The following is an 18,497-nucleotide window of genomic DNA, read 5'->3' as shown; positions in this document are numbered from 1 at the left end:
ACGCTACCAGGGGCGGCCAGGCCCCACAGCGCCGATGCCGAGCCAGGTTCCCAGCGTCGCCGCGATATCGGCGAAACTTTCGCGCCGGCCGATCGGGCCCGGCGCCAGCTCGGGCCCGAAAGCAAGAATCGGTGTGTGCTCGCGCGTATGGTCCGTGCCCGGCCAGGTCGGATCGTTGCCATGATCGGCGGTGATCATCGCGATATCGCCAGGTCTCAGCCTGGCCTCCAGGCGCGGCAGCGCCGCGTCGAAGGCTTCCAGCGCGGCGGCATAGCCCGGCACGTCGCGGCGATGGCCGTATTCGCTGTCGAAATCGACGAGGTTGACGAAGCAGAAGCCGCCATCGGGCAGGCGCTCCAACGCCTCCAGCGCGGCCTCGAACATCGCGGCATTGCCAAAAGGCTTGATCTCTTCGCCGGTTGCGCGATGCGCGAAGATGTCGCCGATCTTGCCGACGGTGATGATCGTGCGCCCCTGAGCCGCCAGCCGGTCGAGCAAGGTCTCGTCAGGTGGCGGAATGGCGAAATCCTTGCGGTTCCCGGTGCGCCTGAAGCCGTCCTCTACCGTCCCCAGGAAGGGCCTTGCGATCACGCGGCCGATCTTCAGCGGGTCGACGAGAAGGCGGGTCTTGCGGCAGAGCTCGTAAAGCCGCTCCAGTCCGAACAGCTCCTCATGGGCTGCGATCTGGAGCACGGAGTCGACCGAGGTGTAGCAGATCGGCCTGCCCGTCCGGACATGCTCCTCGCCGAGCTCATCGATGATCGCGGTGCCGGACGCATGCTTGTTGCCAAGGATGCCGGGCAGGGCGCCTTGCTCGACCATCGCTGCGACCAGATCGGGTGGGAAGGAATTCTCCAGCGCGGTGAAATAGCCCCATTGGAACGGCACGGGGCAGCCGGCGATCTCCCAATGGCCGGACGGCGTGTCCTTGCCTTGGCTGATCTCGACGCCATAGCCGTATTGGCATTCGGGAGCGACAGGTCTGGCGATGCCGGCAAGGGAGCTGCCGGTGGAGGCCTCGCAGGCATGGGCAAGTCCGAGCCGCACCAGATTGGGCAATTTGAGCGGCCCCGTGCGCAGGCCCGCACGGTCGCCCCTGCCATCGCTACAGGCTTGCGCGATATGCCCCAGCGTATCGGCACCGGTATCGCCGTAGAGATGCGCGTCCCGCGCCGCGCCACAGCCGACGGAATCGAGCACGATCAGGATGGCGCGGGCCATGCTCATTCCCTCACGGCGGCGACGCCGGCAGGTTCGAGGTTGAGCGCTGCTGCGAGCAGGGCCTGGGTATAGGCCTCGCGTGGTCGGGCGAAGATCTCCTCGGCCGGCCCCTCCTCGACAACCCGGCCGTTCTGCATCACCACGACCCGGTGCGAGAGCGCCCGCACGACCTTGAGGTCGTGGCTGATGAAGAGATAGCCAAGCTTGCGCCTGGCCTGGAGGTCGCGCAGCAATTCGACGATCTGCGCCTGAACCGACATGTCGAGCGCCGAGGTGGGCTCGTCCAGCACGACGAATTTCGGGTCGAGCGCCATGGCGCGCGCAATCGCGATGCGCTGGCGCTGGCCGCCGGAGAATTCATGCGGGTAGCGGTCCATCGCGCTCGGATCGAGCCCGACATCGTGAAGGGCGCGGGCGACGATCTCGCGCCGCTGGGCATAGCTCAGCTCGCTTTGTTGTACTGTCAGGCCCTCGGCCACGATCTCGGCCACCGACATGCGCGGCGAGAGCGAGCCATAAGGATCCTGGAAGACGACCTGGAGATCCCGGCGTTTCGGCCGGACGGCGGCGCTGGCGAGTCCGTCGATACGGTCGCCGAGGAAGACGATCGGCCCCTCCGAGGAGATCAAGCGCAGGATGGCGAGGCCGAGCGTCGTCTTGCCGGAGCCGGATTCGCCGACGACGCCGAGCGTCTCGCCCTCGCGCACCTTGATCGTGATGCCGTCGACCGCCTTCACATGGCCGGTGGTGCGGCGCAGGAAGCCGGATTTGATCGGGAACCAGATCTTCATCGGCCCGGCTTCGAGCAGCGTGGCGGCGCCTTCTGCGACCGGCGCCGGGCGGCCCTTCGGCTCGGCTGCGAGCAGCCGCTTGGTGTAGTCGTGCCGGGGATTGCCGAAGATCTCGCCGACTGGTCCCTGCTCGACGATCTGACCCTTGAGCATGACGCAGACCCTGTCGGCGATGCGCCGGACGATGCCGAGATCATGGGTGATGAACAGCATCGCCATGCCGAGCCGGCCCTGAAGCTCCTTCAGCAGCTTGAGGATCTGCGCCTGCACCGTGACGTCCAGCGCGGTCGTGGGCTCGTCGGCGATCAGCAGTTCGGGTTCGTTGGCGAGCGCCATCGCGATCATCACGCGCTGGCGCTGTCCGCCGGAAAGCTGGTGCGGATAGGCCTCCAATCGACTTTCCGCATCGCGGATGCCGACCAGCGCCAGGAGCTCGAGCGTGCGGGCACGCGCCTTGTCGCCGCGCAGGCCTTTGTGCAGCTCGAGGATCTCGCCGATCTGCCGCTGGATCGTGTGCAGCGGGTTGAGCGAGGTCATCGGCTCCTGGAACACCATGGTGATGTCGTTGCCGCGCACCTTGCGCATGGCATCCTCATCGGCCGCGATCAGGTCCTGGCCGTTGAACATCACCTTGCCGGAGGGGTGATGCGCGGAGGGGTAGTTCAACAGCTTCAGGATCGAGAGCGCCGAGACCGACTTGCCCGAGCCCGACTCGCCGACGATGGCCAGCGTCTCGCCCTTGGCGATCTGGAAGGAGACGCGGTCGACGGCCAGCGTCTCGCGCCCGCCCTGGCGGAAGGCGACGGAGAGATCCTGGACGGAGAGGAGGGTCATATCCAAGCCTCGATATCGCTTACGTCGTCCGCACTCAGTCGCCGCATAGCTTCAGGCAGCTGCAGTCTCAGGTCTGATGAGATAAAGACCGTGCACTCGCATCGGATCGCCGTTGCGATATGGATTGCATCAGGGCCTCTGTTGCCGAGTGTTGCGCGCACACGCGCGCTTTCTCTTAAAACGTCGCGATCAACAGGCACGACTTCCAGATCGCCTCCAACTGACAAAATGCTTTCGTAGATATCGATCAGTTCGGTGCGCTCGTCTCGCAAGGGCGCGACCAGAACCTCCGCAAGTGTAAATTCGCTTGTATAAAGGCGAAGGGAACTTCGTTGCACGCGCGCAAGGAGATCATCGAGGAGATCGCCTTCGCCCTCGACAAATCGGATAGTCGCATTGGTATCCAGATAGGCCAACGTCAACGCGGTCGGACTCACGAATCCCACTCGTCGCGAAGTTCTCGGATCCTTGTGACTGCTTCCTGCGACGTTACCGCCCGAATTTTACCAGACCGACGCAGGCTCTTCGCACACTCCAAAGCGGCGCGAGTGCAATTACTGGATGATTGATCGACCGGCTCAAGCGTCAGCCGCACAGACACAACATTGCCGACCGCCTCGCGCAGTTCGTGAGGGAGTTTCGATACCGGATAGTGATCGCGCACGATCTTGTTCATGGCTTGGCCTCTTGAGTCCAAATCATACCACACCTCACGCGAACGTCTTCCTCGGGTCGAACGCATCCCTGACCGCTTCGCCGATGAAGATCAGCAGCGACAGCATCAGCGCGATCACGACGAAACCCGAGAGGCCGAGCCATGGCGCCTGCAGGTTCGATTTCCCTTGCGCCAGCAATTCGCCGAGCGAGGGCGAGCCGGGCGGCAGGCCAAAGCCGAGGAAGTCGAGCGAGGTCAAGGTGGTGATCGAGCCGTTCAGGATGAAGGGCAGGAAGGTCAGCGTCGCGACCATCGCATTGGGCAGGAGATGCTTGATCATGATGGCGCGATTGGAGAGGCCGAGCGCGCGTGCGGCGCGGACATATTCGAAATTGCGCGCCCGCAGGAACTCGGCCCGCACCACGCCGACAAGCGCGACCCATGAGAACAGCAGGAGGATGCCGAGCAAAACGAAGAAGCTCGGCGTGATGATCGCTGCCACGATAATCAGCAAATAGAGCGCCGGGATCGAGGTCCAGATCTCGATGACACGCTGGAAGATCAGATCGGTCCAGCCGCCGAAATAACCCTGGATGGCACCCGCCGCGATGCCGATCACGGAGGAAATCGAGGACAGGATCAACCCGAACAGGATCGAGATGCGGAAGCCGTAGATCAACCGCGCGACGACGTCACGGCCCTGGTCGTCAGTGCCGAGCCAGTTCCATTCGAGGTCGCGGCAGCCCGTGCCGCCGCTGCGCTGCGCGATGACGCGGCATTGCTCGTCCTTGAGCAGCCAGGTCGGCGGCGCCGGCGCAGGCACAGGCAGATCGAGATTATGTGTGCGGTAGCTGTAGCGGATCAGGGGCCAGACCGCGTAGCCGTTGGCTGTGATCTCCTTAGCGATCACCGGGTCGCGATAGTCCGTCGTGGCCAGGAAGCCGCCGAACTTTTCCTCAGGGTAGTTCACCGCGACCGGGAACAGCCATTCGCCCTTGTAGCGCACGATCAAGGGCCGGTCGTTGGCGATGAACTCAGCGAAGAGCGAGAGTACGAACAGCGTCAGGAAGATCCAAAGCGACCACCAGCCGCGCTTATTGGCCTTGAAGTTGTTCAGTCGGCGCCGGTTGATCGGCGAGAGCTTGAGCCAGCCCTGGCTTGCCTCCAGCGGGGCCAGCGGCGCATGGCTGCGCAAGGCTGGCGGCGGCGCGTCGATCAGCGTGTCGCTCATCGTCTCAGGCCTCCCGCGTCTCGAAATCGATGCGGGGGTCGACCCAGGTATAGGTCAGGTCGGTGATGAGGTGCACGACGAGGCCGATCAGCGAGAAGATGTAGAGATTGGCGAAGACGACTGGGTAGTCGCGGTTGACGATCGCCTCGAAGGACAGGAGCCCCAAGCCGTCGAGCGAGAAGATCGTCTCGATCAGCAATGAGCCGGCGAAGAGCGCATGCACGAAGGCGCCGGGAAAGCCGGCGATCACGATCAGCATGGCATTGCGGAAGACATGGCCGTAGAGCACACCGCGCTCGGAGAGCCCCTTCATCCGGGCGGTCAGGACATATTGCTTCCTGATCTCGTCGAGGAAGGAGTTCTTGGTCAGAAGGGTCGAGGTGGCGAAGGCGCCCAGCGCCATCGCCGTCACGGGCAGGGCGATGTGCCAGAGATAATCGATGGTCTTGCCGAACAGGCTGAGCTGCGCCCAGTTCTCCGAGTGGAGCCCGCGTAGCGGAAAGATCTGCCAGAACGAGCCGCCGGCGAAGAGCACGATCAGCAGGATCGCAAAGAGGAATCCTGGGATGGCATAACCCACGATCACGACCGCGCTGGTCCACGTGTCGAAGCGCGAACCGTCCTTCACCGCCTTGCGGATGCCGAGCGGGATCGAGATCGCATAGGACAGCAGCGTCATCCACAGGCCGAGCGAGATCGAGACCGGCAGCTTCTCCTTGATCAATTGCAGCACCGGCGCATCGCGGAAATAGCTGCGCCCGAAATCGAAGCGGATGTAGTCGCCGAGCATCTTGAGGAAGCGCTCATGCGCCGGCTTGTCGAAGCCGAACTGCTTTTCGAGCTCCTTGATGAAAGCTGGGTCGAGCCCCTGCGCGCCGCGATAGGCGGAGTTCGAGTCGCCGCCCAATTGTGCGCCGGCATCGCCGCCCTGGCCGCCGCCGACGCGATCCGACGCGCTTCCGGCCGCCGGATTCTGCAATTGCGCGATCACGCGCTCGACCGGCCCGCCGGGCGCGAATTGCACGATGATGAATGAGATCAGCAGGATGCCGAACAGCGTCGGCACCATCAAGGCGATACGTCTCGCGATATAGCTCAGCATGCCGGTTCACTCGGTCCTTCTGGCTGAGCCGATAACGCCGAGATGAGTGTCAGCGAAACGCGTAGCATATTTCAGTCCATAGCCGAGCGCCCGGTCGAATTCGACATGCGCGGCCCAGATCAGGGCCAGAGCCAGCATCATGGTGGACCCCGAAGCCGTGGCGGCAATTCCCAGCAGGGCCGGGCCGATCAGGGAATGGGCGGCGTTGTAGAGCGCCGAACCTCGCCGCGGGCCGGAGAGATAGCCCAGCATGGCGAGATCAGGCGCCAGGATGAGGCCGGCGAACAGCCACCATGAAACGCCCGTGCTGGCAAAGAGCCAGACGCTGAGCCCGCCGAGCAGGACGCCTTCGAGGCGCAGGAGCAGGTTTGGGACTCCCGTGACATGGCCCTGCATGACCGCCGCCATGCTCAGGCTTTCCCGATGCGCTTGGCTTTTTCGGCGTCGTACCACCAGATCCCCGGTGCGCCGGAGGAGTATTTCGGCTTGGTTTGGGGCCTGTCGAACATGTCCCAATAGGCCAGCCACTCATGGGCGTTCCACCACATCGGGATCCAGTAGCGCCCGGCCCGCAGCAGCCGGTCCAAGCATTTGGCGGCGACGACGACCTCGGCATAGCTGTGGGCCTGCCCGATCTTCTCGATCATCGCGTCGATCGCCAGGCTGGCGACGCCGCCGAGATTGCGCGAGCCCGGCGTCTTCGCTGCAGACGAGCCGTAGACGATGCGCAGCGTGTCGCTGGGAATCGAACTGCCCGAAAGCGCCATGCTGACGATGTCGAAATCGAATTCCTGGGTACGCCGCTGGTACTGCGCGGCATCGACGATGCGCGAGGTCGCATTGATGCCGAGCCGCTTGAGATTGGCCTGGAAGGGCTGGGTGTGTGGCTGCAGCGCTGCTTGCGAATCGAGGAATTCGATCTCGAAGGGCTGGCCATTGGGCAGCTTCAGGACATTGCCCTCGCGCTTGCAGCCGGCGGCGCGCAACATCTCGTCGGCCCGGCGCAGCAGATTGCGGTCGCTGCCCGAGCCGTCCGAAACCGGCGGCAGGAAGGGCTCGTCGAAGACCTCGTCGGGCACCTGGCCACGGAACGGCTCAAGCAGCTTGAGCTCCTCGGGCGAGGGCTTGCCGATGGCCTTGCAGTCGGAATTCTCGAAATAGGAGGTCATCCGGCTGAAGGACGAGAACATGATGTTCTTGTTGGTCCAGTCGAAATCGAAGCAGAGGCCCAGCGCCTCGCGGATGCGCGGATCGGCGAACTTGTCGCGGCGCAGATTGAAGATCCAGCCTTGCGAGCCGATCGGCTCGGTCTTGGGCAGGGATTCCTTCTTGACCTTGCCTTCTTTGATCGACGGAAAATCATAGCCCGTCGCCCAGATCCGCGAGGTGAACTCCTCCTGGAAGGTGATGACGCCGCTCTTGAAGGCCTCGAAGGCGACCTGCCTGTCGCGGAAATACTCCCAGCGCACCCGGTCGAAATTATTGGTGCCGATATTTACCGGCAGATCCTTGCCCCAGTAATCAGGCACGCGCTCGAACTCGATGAAGCGCCCCTGCTCGAAGCGGCCGACCTTATAGGCGCCCGAGCCGAGCGGCGGTTCCAGCGTCGATGCCTCGAAATTACGCGTCGACCAGTATTTCTCGGAGAACACCGGCAGGCCGGCGACGATGAGATGCAGGTCGCGGCTGCGCTTGGGCGAAAGCTGCACGACGACGATGTCGGCGCCCTCGGCTTTCGATGAGACCAGTTCGTTCAGGATCAGGCGGAAGGAGGGGTGCCCCTTGGTCTTGAGCAGATTCATGCTGAAAGCGACGTCGGAGGCCGTCACCCGCGAGCCGTCATGGAAGCGCGCCTCGGGCCGGAGCCGGAATCGGTAAGTCAGCTTGTCCTGCGAGATCGCCACGCTTTTGGCGAGCAGGCCGTAGAGCGAGCCCGGCTCGTCGCCCGAGCCCGCCATCAGGCTGTCGAAGCAGGCGTCCATGCCGGCCGCGCCGTCGCCCTGGAGCACGAAGGTGTTGAGCGTGTTGAAGGTGTCGAAGCTCTGGTTGCCGCCGGCGCGCTTGATCTGGATCGTCAGCGTGCCGCCCTTGGGCGCTTTGGGGTTCACATAGGCGAAATAGGGAAAATCGGCAGGCAGGGCCAATTCGCCGAAGGTCGAGAGGCCGTGAATTTCCGGCTCCTGCGCGAGGGCAAGCGCGGGCAGGCTCGCGCTTGCCGCCAGGGCGCCTCCGGCTTCGATCAGCCTCCGGCGGGTGATGCGCATCGCCATGGTCCCGGGTCTCCCTTCGATTCGCCGGTGCATTATGTCGCGCATGGGCGCGGACGCCAGCAATTGCGGGATTTGCCGTCATGGTGACGGCAAGAGCATGGCGTCGGCAAGAACTCGATGACGGCAAGAACTTGATGACGGCAAGCAAAAGCCGGGCGCGACGGCCCGGCTCGATATCGTCCGTGATGCGTCTGGATGACGCTAAGGTTATTTCGGCAGCGCCTTGGGCGAATCCGACAGCGTGTCGAGATAGGCGATCACGTCGGCGCGTGTATCGGGCTTGCTCAGGCCGGCGAAGGCCATGATCGTGCCGGGCATATAGGCCTTGGGGTTCTTCAGGAAGCCGTCGAGCTGCTCGGCCTCCCATTTCTCGCTGGCCCGGCCCTTCATTGCGGCCGAGTAGCCGAAGCCTTCGACGGAGCCCTTGGGGCGGGCATAGACGTCGTAGAGATGCGGACCGACCTTGTTGGCGCCGCCCTTCTCGAAATTGTGGCAGGCTTTGCAGGCGCCGACCGCCTTCTCGCCCTTCGCCGGGTCGGCCTTGGCGAGACGCACCGTGATCGGCTCGTCGGCTGCGGGCGCTGCTGCGCCGGCAGCCGCGGTGGGTTCCTCGCTCGGCAGGTCGAAACCGGGCACTGCCGGCTTGTGAGGCGTAAAGACGATCCCGGAGATCATGCTGAGCCCCATCACCACGAGCAGAGTGGAGAGAACCGCTCCGGCGATCTTGTTGGTTTCGATATCCATCGTATCCGAACCCTCGGCCCACCGACGCGATAGCGTGGGAGGCAAGACAGCGCTTTGGCCGCGGCCTGAAAGCGCCGACACCCGAGCGTTGCTTAACCGCTTTGCGCGCTGCAATGCAACTCGTATAAGCACCCTCCGCTTTGAGACCTTTTGACGCTTCCCGCCGTGCCCCCTACGGCCCAGCCGAGCCTGCCGCGATGTCCGACCCGCTGATCCTGATTCCCGCCCGCATGACCGCGACGCGCCTGCCCGGCAAGCCGCTGGCCGATATCCATGGCGAAGCGATGATCGTGCATGTCTGGCGCCGCGCCATGGAGGCCGGCATCGGCCCGGTCGCCGTCGCGACCGACGAGGCGCGCATCGTCGAGGTGATCGAGAAGGCAGGCGGCCGCGCCGTGCTGACCCGCGACGATCATCCCTCGGGCTCGGACCGGATCAAGGAGGCGGCCGACATCTTGGATCCCCAGGGGCGGCACGATGTCATCGTGAACGTCCAGGGCGACCTGCCCACCATCGATCCGCGCGTGATCGCAGCCTCGGTCGGGCCGCTCTCGGATTCGGCTGTGGATATCGTGACGCTCGCCGCGATCATCACGCGCGAGGACGAGAAGACCGAGCCGAGCGTCGTCAAGGCGATCGGCAGCGAGATCGCGCCCGGGCGCATGCGCGCACTCTACTTTACCCGCGTCACCGCGCCGGGCGGGGAGGGGCCGCTCTATCACCACATCGGCCTCTACACCTATCGCCGCAAAGCGCTCGACCGCTTCGTCTCGCTGCCGCCCTCGCCGCTGGAGAGGCGCGAGCGGCTGGAGCAATTGCGCGCCATCGAGGACGGCATGCGCATCGATATCATCGTCGTTGACGACGTGCCGCTCGGCGTCGATACCCCCCATGACTTGGACCGCGCCCGCGCGATCCTGTCAGCCCGCGCCGGAGCCTAGAGTTTCATGCCTGTCATCGTGTCCTATCAGGGCGAACCCGGTGCTTTCTCGTCGCAGGCGGCCCTGCAGGCCTTCCCCGATTGCGAATTGCTGCCTTGCGCGACCTTTGAGGACGCGTTGGCGGCGGTCAGCGACGGCACGGCGCGCTATGGCATGATCCCGATTGACAATTCGATCGCCGGCCGCGTCGCCGACATCCACCATCTGCTGCCGCGTTCAGGGCTGCACATCATCGGCGAGCACTTCCTGCCGATCCGCTTCCATCTGATGGCGCTGAAGGGCGCGACGCTGGCCACGCTGAAGACGGTGCAGAGTCACATTCACGCACTCGGCCAGTGCCGCAAGATGATCCGCAAGCTCGGCCTCAAGGCCGAGGTTGCGGCCGATACGGCGGGCTCCGCCCGGCAGGTCGCCGAGGCCGGAGACCTGACCCGTGCCGCGATCTCGCCGCGCATCGCCGCCGAGGTCTATGGGCTCGAGATCCTGATGGAGGATATCGAGGACGAGAAGCACAACACCACGCGCTTCGTCATCCTGTCGAAATATCCGGAATTCGCACGCCAGGGTCCGGCGAAGACTGTGACGACGCTGGTCTTCCGCGTCCGCAACATCCCGGCCGCGCTCTACAAGGCGCTCGGCGGTTTCGCGACGAACGGCATCAACATGACCAAGCTCGAGAGCTACATGGTCGATGGGCATTTCTCCGCGACGATGTTCTATCTCGATGTCGAGGGCCATCCGGACGACCCGCATCTGAAGCGGGCGCTGCAGGAGCTGGAGTATTTCTCGAAGGAGATGAAGATCCTGGGCGTCTACCCGGCGCACGCCTTCCGGGAGAGTTTCGCGGAGGCGGGCGAGTAAGAAAGCGAATGGCGAATAGCGAGTAGGGCGTCATTCGCTACTCGCCATTCACCTCTTCGCCCTCCACCGCCCAGGCCCTGAGGATCGTGTTGGCGATCGCCAGATGCTGGGGGCTGGTGAAGCCTTCGGGATGATTGCCTTCCAGCATCTGCAGAGCCTCGGCCCGCGAGAACCAGCGCCCGGCCTCCAGCTCCATGCCGTCGAGCACGATGTCGTCGTTGAGCGCCTCGACCAGACAGCCGATCATCAGCGAGCCGGGAAACGGCCAGGGCTGCGAGGCGATGTAGCGCACCGTGCCGGTGCGCAGGCCCGCCTCTTCCCAGGTCTCGCGGCGCACCGCATCCTCGAAGGTCTCGCCCGGCTCGATGAACCCGGCGATGCAGGAATACATGCCCGGCGCGAAGCGGGCCTGCCGCGCCAGCAGGCATTTGTCGCCACGCGTGGCGAGCATGATCACGACCGGGTCGGTGCGCGGGAAATGCTGCGCGCCACAGGCCGTGCAGTGTCGCTTCCAGCCGGCCGAATCGAGTTCGCTTGGGCCGCCGCATTGCGCGCAGAAGCGATGGCGCGCATGCCAGTCGAGCAGTGCCTTGCCCTCGCCGAGCGGGCCGAGCTCCTGGGCGGGCACGAGCCGCTTCAGCGCGACCGAGCGCAGATCGGTCAGCAGCAATTCAGGCCGTTCGCGCAATGGCTCGGCCAGCGCCTTGTCGATCAACCGCGCGAAGCGCGGCGCGCCGTCAGGGTCGAGCCCGAGAAAGGCCTCTTCCAGCCCGGCGCCGAGCAATTCGGTCTCGCCATGGCTGAACCAGACCGACAGCGCCTCGCCCTCGAGCCGCTTCAGCACCGGCGTCTCGCCTGCAAGAACGGTCAGCCGCGTATCGGAGCGATGGCGCAGGGCCGCGATCGCATCGGGCTTGTCGCGCAGATCGGCCCGGCGGTCGAGATGGCTGGTGGCGAAGCCGGTCTGGGCCGACCGTTCGCGGCGGTTGGAAGCATCGTTCATGGCTTCCGTCCTAGCTGCTCCTCACGGGGCCGCGCAAGCACGCTTCACGAAAGCAAGTGCGCCTCACGAAAGGTTGCGCCCCCGCAGCAGATGGATGATGGCGGAGAAATCCGCGCCGCCTTCGCCCCAGGCATTGTGGATGCCGTAGAGCTGTGCGGCTGCCGCCCCGAGCGGCGTCGAGGCGCCGGCTGCCTGTGCGGCTTCCTGCGAGAGCTTCAGGTCCTTGAGCATCAGGGCCGAGGCGAAGCCGGGCTTGTACTCATTATTGGCGGGCGAGGTCGGCACCGGGCCCGGCACCGGGCAATAGGTCGTCAACGACCAGCATTGGCCCGAGGAGGTCGAGGCGACATCGAACAGCGCCTGATGCGAGAGCCCGAGCCTCTCGGCCAGGACGAAGGCCTCGGAGACGCCGATCATCGAGATGCCCAGGATCATGTTGTTACAGATCTTGGCGGCCTGTCCGTTGCCGGCATCGCCGCAATGCACGATGCGCCGGCCCATCGCCTTGAGGATGGGTTCCCCCAGCGCGAAGGCCTTCTCCGCGCCGCCGACCATGAAGGTCAGCGTCGCGCCCTTGGCCCCGCCGACGCCGCCCGAGACCGGCGCGTCGAGCGAGAGGCAGCCGCGCTCGGCCGCCAGCGCATGCGCCTTGCGGGCACTCTCGACATCGATGGTCGAGGAATCGATCAGCAGCGCGCCCGGCTTTACCGAGGGCAGGATATCGGCCCAGACGGAGAGCACATGCTTGCCGGCGGGCAGCATGGTGACGACGACGTCGGCCTCCGCGACCGCCTCCTTGGCCGAACCGGCGATCCCGACGCCGAGCTCGGCGGCGGCGTCCTTGGAGGTCTGTGCCAGATCGAAGGCGCTGACCATATGCCCCGCCTTGACGAGATTGCCGGCCATGGGCCCGCCCATATTGCCGAGGCCGATGAAGGCGATGCTGGTCATGTGCTTATCCTCTCGTCGTTCTTGGTGTCATCCCGGGCTGCGCGAAGAGCAGATCCGGGATCGTCATCAGAAAAAGGCGCCTTCTCGTCTTAACGATCCCGGATCGCCGGTCAGCGTCCGGGCTGACGCCTTCGGCGTCAATTTCCCTTCGCGCGCCCGACCAGCCCGCGCGCGACGATCATCCGCATCACCTCGTTGGTACCTTCGAGGATCTGGTGGACCCTGAGATCGCGCACGATCTTCTCGATGCCGTAATCGGCGAGATAGCCATAGCCGCCATGGATCTGCAGCGCCTGGTTGGCGACCTCGAAGCCGGTGTCGGTGGCGACCCGCTTGGCCATGGCGCAGAGTTTCGTCGCGTCCGGCGCCTTGGCGTCGAGCGAGGCGGCCGCCCGCCAGAGGAAGGTCCGCGCCGCTTCCAGCTCGGTCGCCATGTCGGCGAGCTTGAACTGCAGCGCCTGGAAATCGGCGATGCGCGAACCGAAGGCCTTGCGCTCCTGTGCATAGGCCAGCGCCTTGTCGAGCGCGCCTTGCGCCCCGCCGATCGAGCAGGCGCCGATGTTGAGCCGGCCGCCATCGAGCCCGGCCATCGCGATCTTGAAGCCGATGCCTTCCGGCCCGATCCGGTTGGCGACGGGAATGCGGCAATTCTCGAAGATCACGGCCCGCGTCGGCTGCGCGTTCCAGCCCATCTTCTTCTCATTGGCCCCGAAGGAGAGGCCGGGCGTGCCCTTCTCGACGATGACGGTCGAGATGCCCGAGGGGCCGGCCTCGCCGGTGCGCACCATCACGACATAGATGTCGGACACGCCGGCGCCCGAAATGAACTGCTTCTGCCCGTCGAGAACGTAATGATCGCCGTCGCGAACCGCCCTGGTCTTCAGCGCCGCCGCGTCCGAGCCCGCGCCGGGCTCGGTCAGGCAATAGCTCGCCAGATGCTCCATGGTGCAGAGCTTCGGCAGGAAGCTCTTGCGCTGCTCGTCGGAGCCGTAGCGGTCGATCATCCAGGCACACATGTTGTGGATCGAGATGAAGGCCGCCACCGTCGGGCAGCCCGTCGAGAGCGCTTCGAAGATCAGCGCGGCATCCAGCCGTGAGAGGCCGGAGCCGCCGACATCCTCATTGATGTAGATGCCGCCCATGCCGAGCGCCGCGGCGGCGCGCATCTCCTCGACCGGGAAATGCTTCTCCTCGTCCCAGCGCATGGCGTTGGGGGCCAGCGTGTCGGCGGCGAAGCCAAGCGCCATCTCCTGGATGGCGATCTGGTCTTCAGTGAGCGAGAACGGCGTCAAGGCTGGCGCTCCTGGAGGCTGGGCGGTTTCTGTGGCGCTTCTCCGGACTGCAGGCTCCTGCGTTGCGGAAGCGCGCCTTCATATTGCGCCGCGCGCCTCCTATGCGGAGAGCGCGGCGAGGCCACGGAGACGAAATCCCTGATGTCGGGGCTTTCGCCGGGGCGGCCGACGAAGACCCGCGGGCCGCCCTCGATGACGACGACATCGCCATAGGCGAGCTGGCCGTCACTGAGGAAGGTTTCGAGCGTGGCCAGCGGCCGCTTCGCCACGGCGCTGCGCGTGGCGAGCAGGCGGGCGGCTTCGAGCATCTGCGCCCGTTCGCGCTCTGCCCGCATTTGCGCGCGCAGCGCGCGCTGGCGCGAAATCTCGACGGCGTCCTGCCAGAGCTTGCGGCAGGCGATGGTCTCGGGTTCGCTCAGAGGCGCCTGGGCGGTCCTGTCCGGGGTGCAGCGGCTCGCATCGGAGGCAACGACAGCCGGACCATCGAAGTCCGGCTGTGCCATGGCGTCAGGCGCGCAGCACAGGAAGACGACCATCATCGTCTGAACCTGTGGCAATCGCGTCATCGCCGCCTCCGCGCGTCCGCTCAGCTCATCGTCGGAATGACGAAGCTCGCCCCGTCCTTGATACCGCTGGGCCAGCGCGCCGTCACGGTCTTGGTCTTGGTGTAGAAGCGGATCGAGTCCGGGCCGTGCTGGTTGAGATCGCCGAAGGAGGAGCGCTTCCAGCCGCCGAAGGTGTAATAGGCCAGCGGCACCGGGATCGGCACGTTGATGCCGACCATGCCGACCTGGACCTTGGAGGCGAAGTCGCGCGCCGCGTCGCCGTCGCGGGTGAAGATCGCGGTGCCGTTGCCGTATTCGTGGTCGTTGGTCAGCTTCAGCGCCTCGTCATAGGTCTCGGCGCGCAGTACGGAGAGGACGGGTCCGAAGATCTCCTCCTTGTAGATGCGCATGTCCTTGGTGACGTTGTCGAACAGGCAGCCGCCGACATAGAAGCCGTTCTCATAGCCCTGCATCTTGAAGTCGCGCCCGTCGACGACGAGGCTGGCGCCCTCTTCGATGCCGACATCGACGTAAGCCTTGATCTTCTCCATCGCCGCCTTGGTGACGACCGGGCCGTAATCGGCGGCGGTGTCGGTCGAGGGGCCGATCTTGAGGCTCTCCACGCGGGGAATGAGGCGCTTCACCAGTTCGTCGGCGGTGGCCTTGCCGACGGGAACCGCGACCGAGATCGCCATGCAGCGCTCGCCGGCCGAGCCGTAGCCGGCGCCGATCAGCGCATCGACGGCCTGGTCCATGTCGGCGTCGGGCATGATGACCATGTGGTTCTTGGCGCCGCCGAAGCACTGCACGCGCTTACCGGCCGCGCAGCCGCGGGCATAGATGTATTCCGCGATCGGGGTCGAGCCGACGAAGCCGACCGCCTTGATGTCGGGATCGTCAAGGATCGCGTCGACCGCGACTTTGTCGCCGTTGACGACGTTGAGGATGCCGGGAGGTCCACCCGCCTCGATGAAGAGTTCGGCCAGCCGCATCGGTACGCCGGGGTCACGCTCGGAGGGCTTCAGGATGAAGGCGTTGCCGCAGGCGATCGCGGGGCCAAGCTTCCAGAGCGGGATCATCGCGGGGAAGTTGAACGGCGTGATGCCGGCGCAGACGCCCAGCGCCTGGCGCAGCGAATAGATGTCGATGCCGGGGCCGGCGCCGTCGGTGAACTCGCCCTTCATCAGGTTGGGCACGCCGAGCGAGAATTCCACCACCTCGACGCCGCGCTGGATGTCGCCCTTGGCGTCGGGAATGGTCTTGCCGTGCTCGCGGGCGAGGAGTTCGGCGAGTTCGTCATTGTTCTGCGCGATCAGGTCGAGGAACTTCATCAGCACGCGGGCGCGGCGCTGCGGGTTGACCGCGGCCCATTTCGGCTGGGCGGCGGCGGCGTTCTCGACGGCGGCGCGCATCTCGGCGGCCGAGGCCAGCGCGACCTGGCCGATGACGCTTCCGTCCATGGGCTGATAGATGTCGGCAGTGCGGCCCGAAGTGCCCGCGACATGCTTGCCGCCGATGAAATGCCCAACCTGACGCATCGCGCCCTCCCTACGAATGGTGATGTCCTGAGACCGGTGTCACCCCTACCATTCTCGTTTGCGCACGGCTATAGCGACGATGGATAGGATGTCGTGCGGAAAAGCGAATATCGGGGAGAGCGCCTTTGGAGCGGTTCGACTGGGATGATCTGCGCTTCTTCCTGGCGGTCGCGCGCTCGGGCCGTTTGACGGCGGCGGCGCGCCGGCTCGGGGCCGACCACGCCACGGTCTCGCGCCGCATCACCTCGCTGGAGGAAGCGCTCAAGGCCAAGCTCTTCGAGCGCCGGCCGCAGGGCTATACGCTGACCGCCCATGGCGAGCGGCTCCTGGCCAAGGCCGAGAGCATGGAGACCGAGGCGCTGGCGATCCAGAGCGATATTGGCGGCGCCGACATGGCGCTCGCCGGCACGGTCCGGATCGGCGCGCCCGACGGCTTCGGCACCACCTTCCTGGCGCCGCGCCTGGCCAAGCTGGCCAGCGCCTATCCCGGGCTCGAGATCCAGCTCATCGCCATGCCGCGTCTGCTTTCGCTGTCGAAGCGCGAGGCCGATGTCGCGATCACGCTCGCCCCGCCCAAGGAGGGCAAGGTCGTCGCGCGCAAGCTCTCCGACTACCGGCTCGGGCTTTATGCCGCGCGGGAGTATCTCGATGCGATGCCGACGGTCGAGAAGCCGGAAGACCTCTTCGATCACCGCATCGTCGGCTATATCGACGACCTCATCTTTACGCCTGAGCTCGATTATCTCGACGAGGTCGCCAAGGGCCTGCGCGCCCAGGTCCAGAGTTCGAGCGTGCTGGCGCAGATGAACGCGGTCGTTGCCGGAGCCGGCATCGGTGTGATCCACCATTTCATGGCCGAGGGCGAGCCGCGCCTCGTACCGGTCCTGCCAGAGACGGTCTCGATCACGCGGTCCTTCTGGCTTCTGGTCCATGCCGATCTGAAGGATGTCGCCCGCGTCCGCGCCATCGTCGATTTCGTCGTGCGCGAGGCGAAGGCGAGCCGGGCCCTGTTGATGGGCGAACAGCCTGCCGTGGCGGCGCCGCGACCCGCGTTGGTCGAGGGATAGGCTTGGGTTGAAGGATAGGCCTGGGTCGAAGGATAGGCTTGGGTCGAGGGATAGGATCTCGGCTTTCGCGGACCCGAGCGTCAGGCGGCGGCGAGGCAGACCCGGTTCCGGCCTTGCTGCTTTGCCGCGTAGAGCGCCTGGTCCGCGCTGCGCAGGCAATGATCGAAACTATCCGCCGGATCGGCCTCCGCAACGCCGATCGAGGCTGTGACGGAGATCGCCTCTTCCCCGACCTGCAAGGTTGCATGCGAGATATCCAGCCGGAGGTGATCGCTGAAGCGCATCGCGGCGGCTGGGTTCATTCCGGGAAACAGGATGACGAACTCCTCGCCGCCGAGGCGGGCAAGCAAATTGCCGGTGCCTTCGACCGCATCCTTCAGGCAACGGGCGACCAATTCGAGCACCCGGTCGCCGATGTCATGGCCATGCGTGTCGTTGAGCTGCTTGAAGTGGTCGATATCAAGAACTGCGACCGTGCTCGAAGGGCGCGCCTGCACGGTCTTGATGAGCTTCGGGCCGTTCTCGAAGAAATGTCGGCGGTTGAAGAGCCCGGTGAGATAGTCGCGGGACGCCAGCTCCTGCAGCTGTTTCAGCTGCAGGAGCGTGTCCGCATTGTTTGCGATTCGGCATTGCAGCTCTTCAGGCATGAACGGCCGCGAAATGAAGTCGTTGGCCCCGGCTTTCAGGAAACCGGCGGAGACCGCGATGTCGGTCGTCGACGAAACCCCGATCACGCGCAGCTTGTCCGGTCCGACCATGCGGCGGATTTTGCGCGTCAGCTCATATCCGTTGATATCCGGCATATTATAGTCGGAGACGACGATCTGGATGTCGGGATTGGCCTCCAGCAGCGCCAAGGCCTCCGTGCCGGACCCGGCTTCGATGACCGAATATTGCTGCACCGCCAGCATCCTGGCGAGGTGCTTGCGTGCAGTCGTCACGTCGTCGACGACGAGGATACGCATCTCGCGGTTGGACAAGGCGCGCTTGACCGCGGTTACCAGCGTGTCGAGCGCGAACTCGTTGTTCTTCAGGACATAGTCGATGACGTCGCGCTCCATGATCCGGCTGCGCGTCTGCAGGTCGAAGCTTCCCGTGAAGACGATGGTCGGGATGCCGCGGTGGACCGTGAAGTCGATCGCTTCACCGTCGGGCGCGTCCGGCAGGTTCAGGTCGACCACCGCGATGCCGTAGGCTTCCGGCTCTTCGGTGACGACCTCGTGCAGCTCGTTCAGCGAAGCGCAGGAGACGATGGGTAGGCCGATCTCCTCGGCGAGGAGCTTGCGTAGCGCCTTCGCGAAGGTCTTCGAATCCTCGACGATGAGAATCTTCCTGATATCGGCGATCGGCTCGGATCTGCGACGAACAGCAGCGCGGTACTTCATCAGCGCAGAATCCTTACGACGCGTACTGCCAACTCGCCGTGGTTCATGGCGGCAAGCCAGGTCAGT

18 protein-coding genes are annotated in these 18,497 nt (G+C 65.2%); 3 read left to right on the top strand and 15 right to left on the bottom strand.

Features of this window, described 5'->3' with window-relative positions; all coding sequences use genetic code 11:
* Positions 1-3: 3 nt before the first annotated feature.
* The 9 genes from ACSQ3P_RS09100 to ACSQ3P_RS09060 form a co-directional block, all read right to left on the bottom strand.
* Complete coding sequence (locus tag ACSQ3P_RS09100) at positions 4-1,221, bottom strand: phosphopentomutase (protein ID WP_436165279.1); 1,218 nt, start codon at positions 1,219-1,221, stop codon at positions 4-6.
* A gap of 2 nt (positions 1,222-1,223) precedes the next feature.
* The gene (locus ACSQ3P_RS09095) at positions 1,224-2,852 is read right to left on the bottom strand and encodes an ABC transporter ATP-binding protein (RefSeq protein WP_436165278.1); all 1,629 of its coding nucleotides are present in this window, start codon (positions 2,850-2,852) and stop codon (positions 1,224-1,226) included.
* A complete protein-coding gene (locus tag ACSQ3P_RS09090; protein ID WP_436165277.1) occupies positions 2,843-3,283 on the bottom strand; it encodes a type II toxin-antitoxin system VapC family toxin in 441 nt (146 codons plus the stop codon). The genes ACSQ3P_RS09095 and ACSQ3P_RS09090 overlap by 10 nt, the downstream gene beginning before the upstream one ends.
* Positions 3,280-3,522 carry a hypothetical protein gene (locus ACSQ3P_RS09085; protein ID WP_436165276.1) on the bottom strand — a complete coding sequence of 81 codons (243 nt, stop codon included), beginning with the start codon at positions 3,520-3,522 and terminating at the stop codon, positions 3,280-3,282. Before ACSQ3P_RS09085 ends, ACSQ3P_RS09090 begins: the two co-directional genes overlap by 4 nt.
* Positions 3,523-3,556: 34 nt before the next feature.
* Complete coding sequence (locus tag ACSQ3P_RS09080; protein WP_436165275.1) at positions 3,557-4,732, bottom strand: ABC transporter permease; 1,176 nt, start codon at positions 4,730-4,732, stop codon at positions 3,557-3,559.
* A 4-nt stretch (positions 4,733-4,736) separates the two neighbouring features.
* A complete protein-coding gene (locus ACSQ3P_RS09075) occupies positions 4,737-5,834 on the bottom strand; it encodes a microcin C ABC transporter permease YejB (protein ID WP_436165274.1) in 1,098 nt (365 codons plus the stop codon).
* 6 nt (positions 5,835-5,840) lie between these two features.
* Positions 5,841-6,242 (bottom strand): DUF4260 domain-containing protein, encoded by a 402-nt coding sequence (locus ACSQ3P_RS09070; protein ID WP_436165273.1) that lies wholly within the window; start codon positions 6,240-6,242, stop codon positions 5,841-5,843.
* A 2-nt stretch (positions 6,243-6,244) separates the two neighbouring features.
* Positions 6,245-8,104, bottom strand: a complete 1,860-nt coding sequence (locus tag ACSQ3P_RS09065; RefSeq protein ID WP_436165272.1) for an extracellular solute-binding protein — start codon at positions 8,102-8,104, stop codon at positions 6,245-6,247.
* Positions 8,105-8,311: 207 nt separating this feature from the next.
* Complete coding sequence (locus ACSQ3P_RS09060; protein WP_436165271.1) at positions 8,312-8,848, bottom strand: c-type cytochrome; 537 nt, start codon at positions 8,846-8,848, stop codon at positions 8,312-8,314.
* A gap of 197 nt (positions 8,849-9,045) precedes the next feature.
* Here ACSQ3P_RS09060 and ACSQ3P_RS09055 point away from each other — a divergent pair, with 197 nt between their 5' ends.
* Together ACSQ3P_RS09055 and ACSQ3P_RS09050 are read left to right on the top strand one after the other, a co-directional pair.
* Positions 9,046-9,789: a 3-deoxy-manno-octulosonate cytidylyltransferase gene (locus ACSQ3P_RS09055; RefSeq protein WP_311911075.1), complete on the top strand. Its 744-nt coding sequence runs from the start codon at positions 9,046-9,048 to the stop codon at positions 9,787-9,789.
* Between the two features lie 6 nt (positions 9,790-9,795).
* Positions 9,796-10,650 carry a prephenate dehydratase gene (locus ACSQ3P_RS09050; RefSeq protein WP_436165270.1) on the top strand — a complete coding sequence of 285 codons (855 nt, stop codon included), beginning with the start codon at positions 9,796-9,798 and terminating at the stop codon, positions 10,648-10,650.
* Positions 10,651-10,687: 37 nt separating this feature from the next.
* On the opposite strand, the gene nudC is transcribed toward ACSQ3P_RS09050, so the two are convergent.
* The 5 genes from nudC to ACSQ3P_RS09025 form a co-directional block, all read right to left on the bottom strand.
* Entirely contained in the window at positions 10,688-11,653 is a 966-nt protein-coding gene (gene nudC / locus ACSQ3P_RS09045; RefSeq protein WP_436165269.1) for an NAD(+) diphosphatase, read from the bottom strand.
* 63 nt (positions 11,654-11,716) lie between these two features.
* The gene (mmsB, locus tag ACSQ3P_RS09040; RefSeq protein WP_436165268.1) at positions 11,717-12,604 is read right to left on the bottom strand and encodes a 3-hydroxyisobutyrate dehydrogenase; all 888 of its coding nucleotides are present in this window, start codon (positions 12,602-12,604) and stop codon (positions 11,717-11,719) included.
* A 137-nt stretch (positions 12,605-12,741) separates the two neighbouring features.
* The gene (locus ACSQ3P_RS09035) at positions 12,742-13,896 is read right to left on the bottom strand and encodes an isobutyryl-CoA dehydrogenase (protein WP_436165267.1); all 1,155 of its coding nucleotides are present in this window, start codon (positions 13,894-13,896) and stop codon (positions 12,742-12,744) included.
* Positions 13,893-14,462: a hypothetical protein gene (locus ACSQ3P_RS09030; protein WP_436165266.1), complete on the bottom strand. Its 570-nt coding sequence runs from the start codon at positions 14,460-14,462 to the stop codon at positions 13,893-13,895. The genes ACSQ3P_RS09035 and ACSQ3P_RS09030 overlap by 4 nt, the downstream gene beginning before the upstream one ends.
* A gap of 20 nt (positions 14,463-14,482) precedes the next feature.
* Entirely contained in the window at positions 14,483-15,979 is a 1,497-nt protein-coding gene (locus tag ACSQ3P_RS09025) for a CoA-acylating methylmalonate-semialdehyde dehydrogenase (RefSeq protein ID WP_310158457.1), read from the bottom strand.
* A gap of 125 nt (positions 15,980-16,104) precedes the next feature.
* Between ACSQ3P_RS09025 and ACSQ3P_RS09020 the strand changes: the two genes are divergently transcribed.
* Positions 16,105-17,046: a LysR family transcriptional regulator gene (locus tag ACSQ3P_RS09020; protein WP_436165265.1), complete on the top strand. Its 942-nt coding sequence runs from the start codon at positions 16,105-16,107 to the stop codon at positions 17,044-17,046.
* Between the two features lie 80 nt (positions 17,047-17,126).
* Here the strand turns inward: ACSQ3P_RS09020 and ACSQ3P_RS09015 are convergent, their stop codons facing one another.
* A complete protein-coding gene (locus tag ACSQ3P_RS09015) occupies positions 17,127-18,431 on the bottom strand; it encodes a diguanylate cyclase (protein ID WP_436165264.1) in 1,305 nt (434 codons plus the stop codon).
* Positions 18,432-18,497: the final 66 nt, after the last annotated feature.

This window comes from Allobosea sp. LjRoot9 (genome assembly GCF_964252745.1).
In the GTDB taxonomy this organism is placed as follows: domain Bacteria; phylum Pseudomonadota; class Alphaproteobacteria; order Rhizobiales; family Beijerinckiaceae; genus Allobosea.
This window is presented reverse-complemented; position numbering and strand designations above follow the sequence as displayed.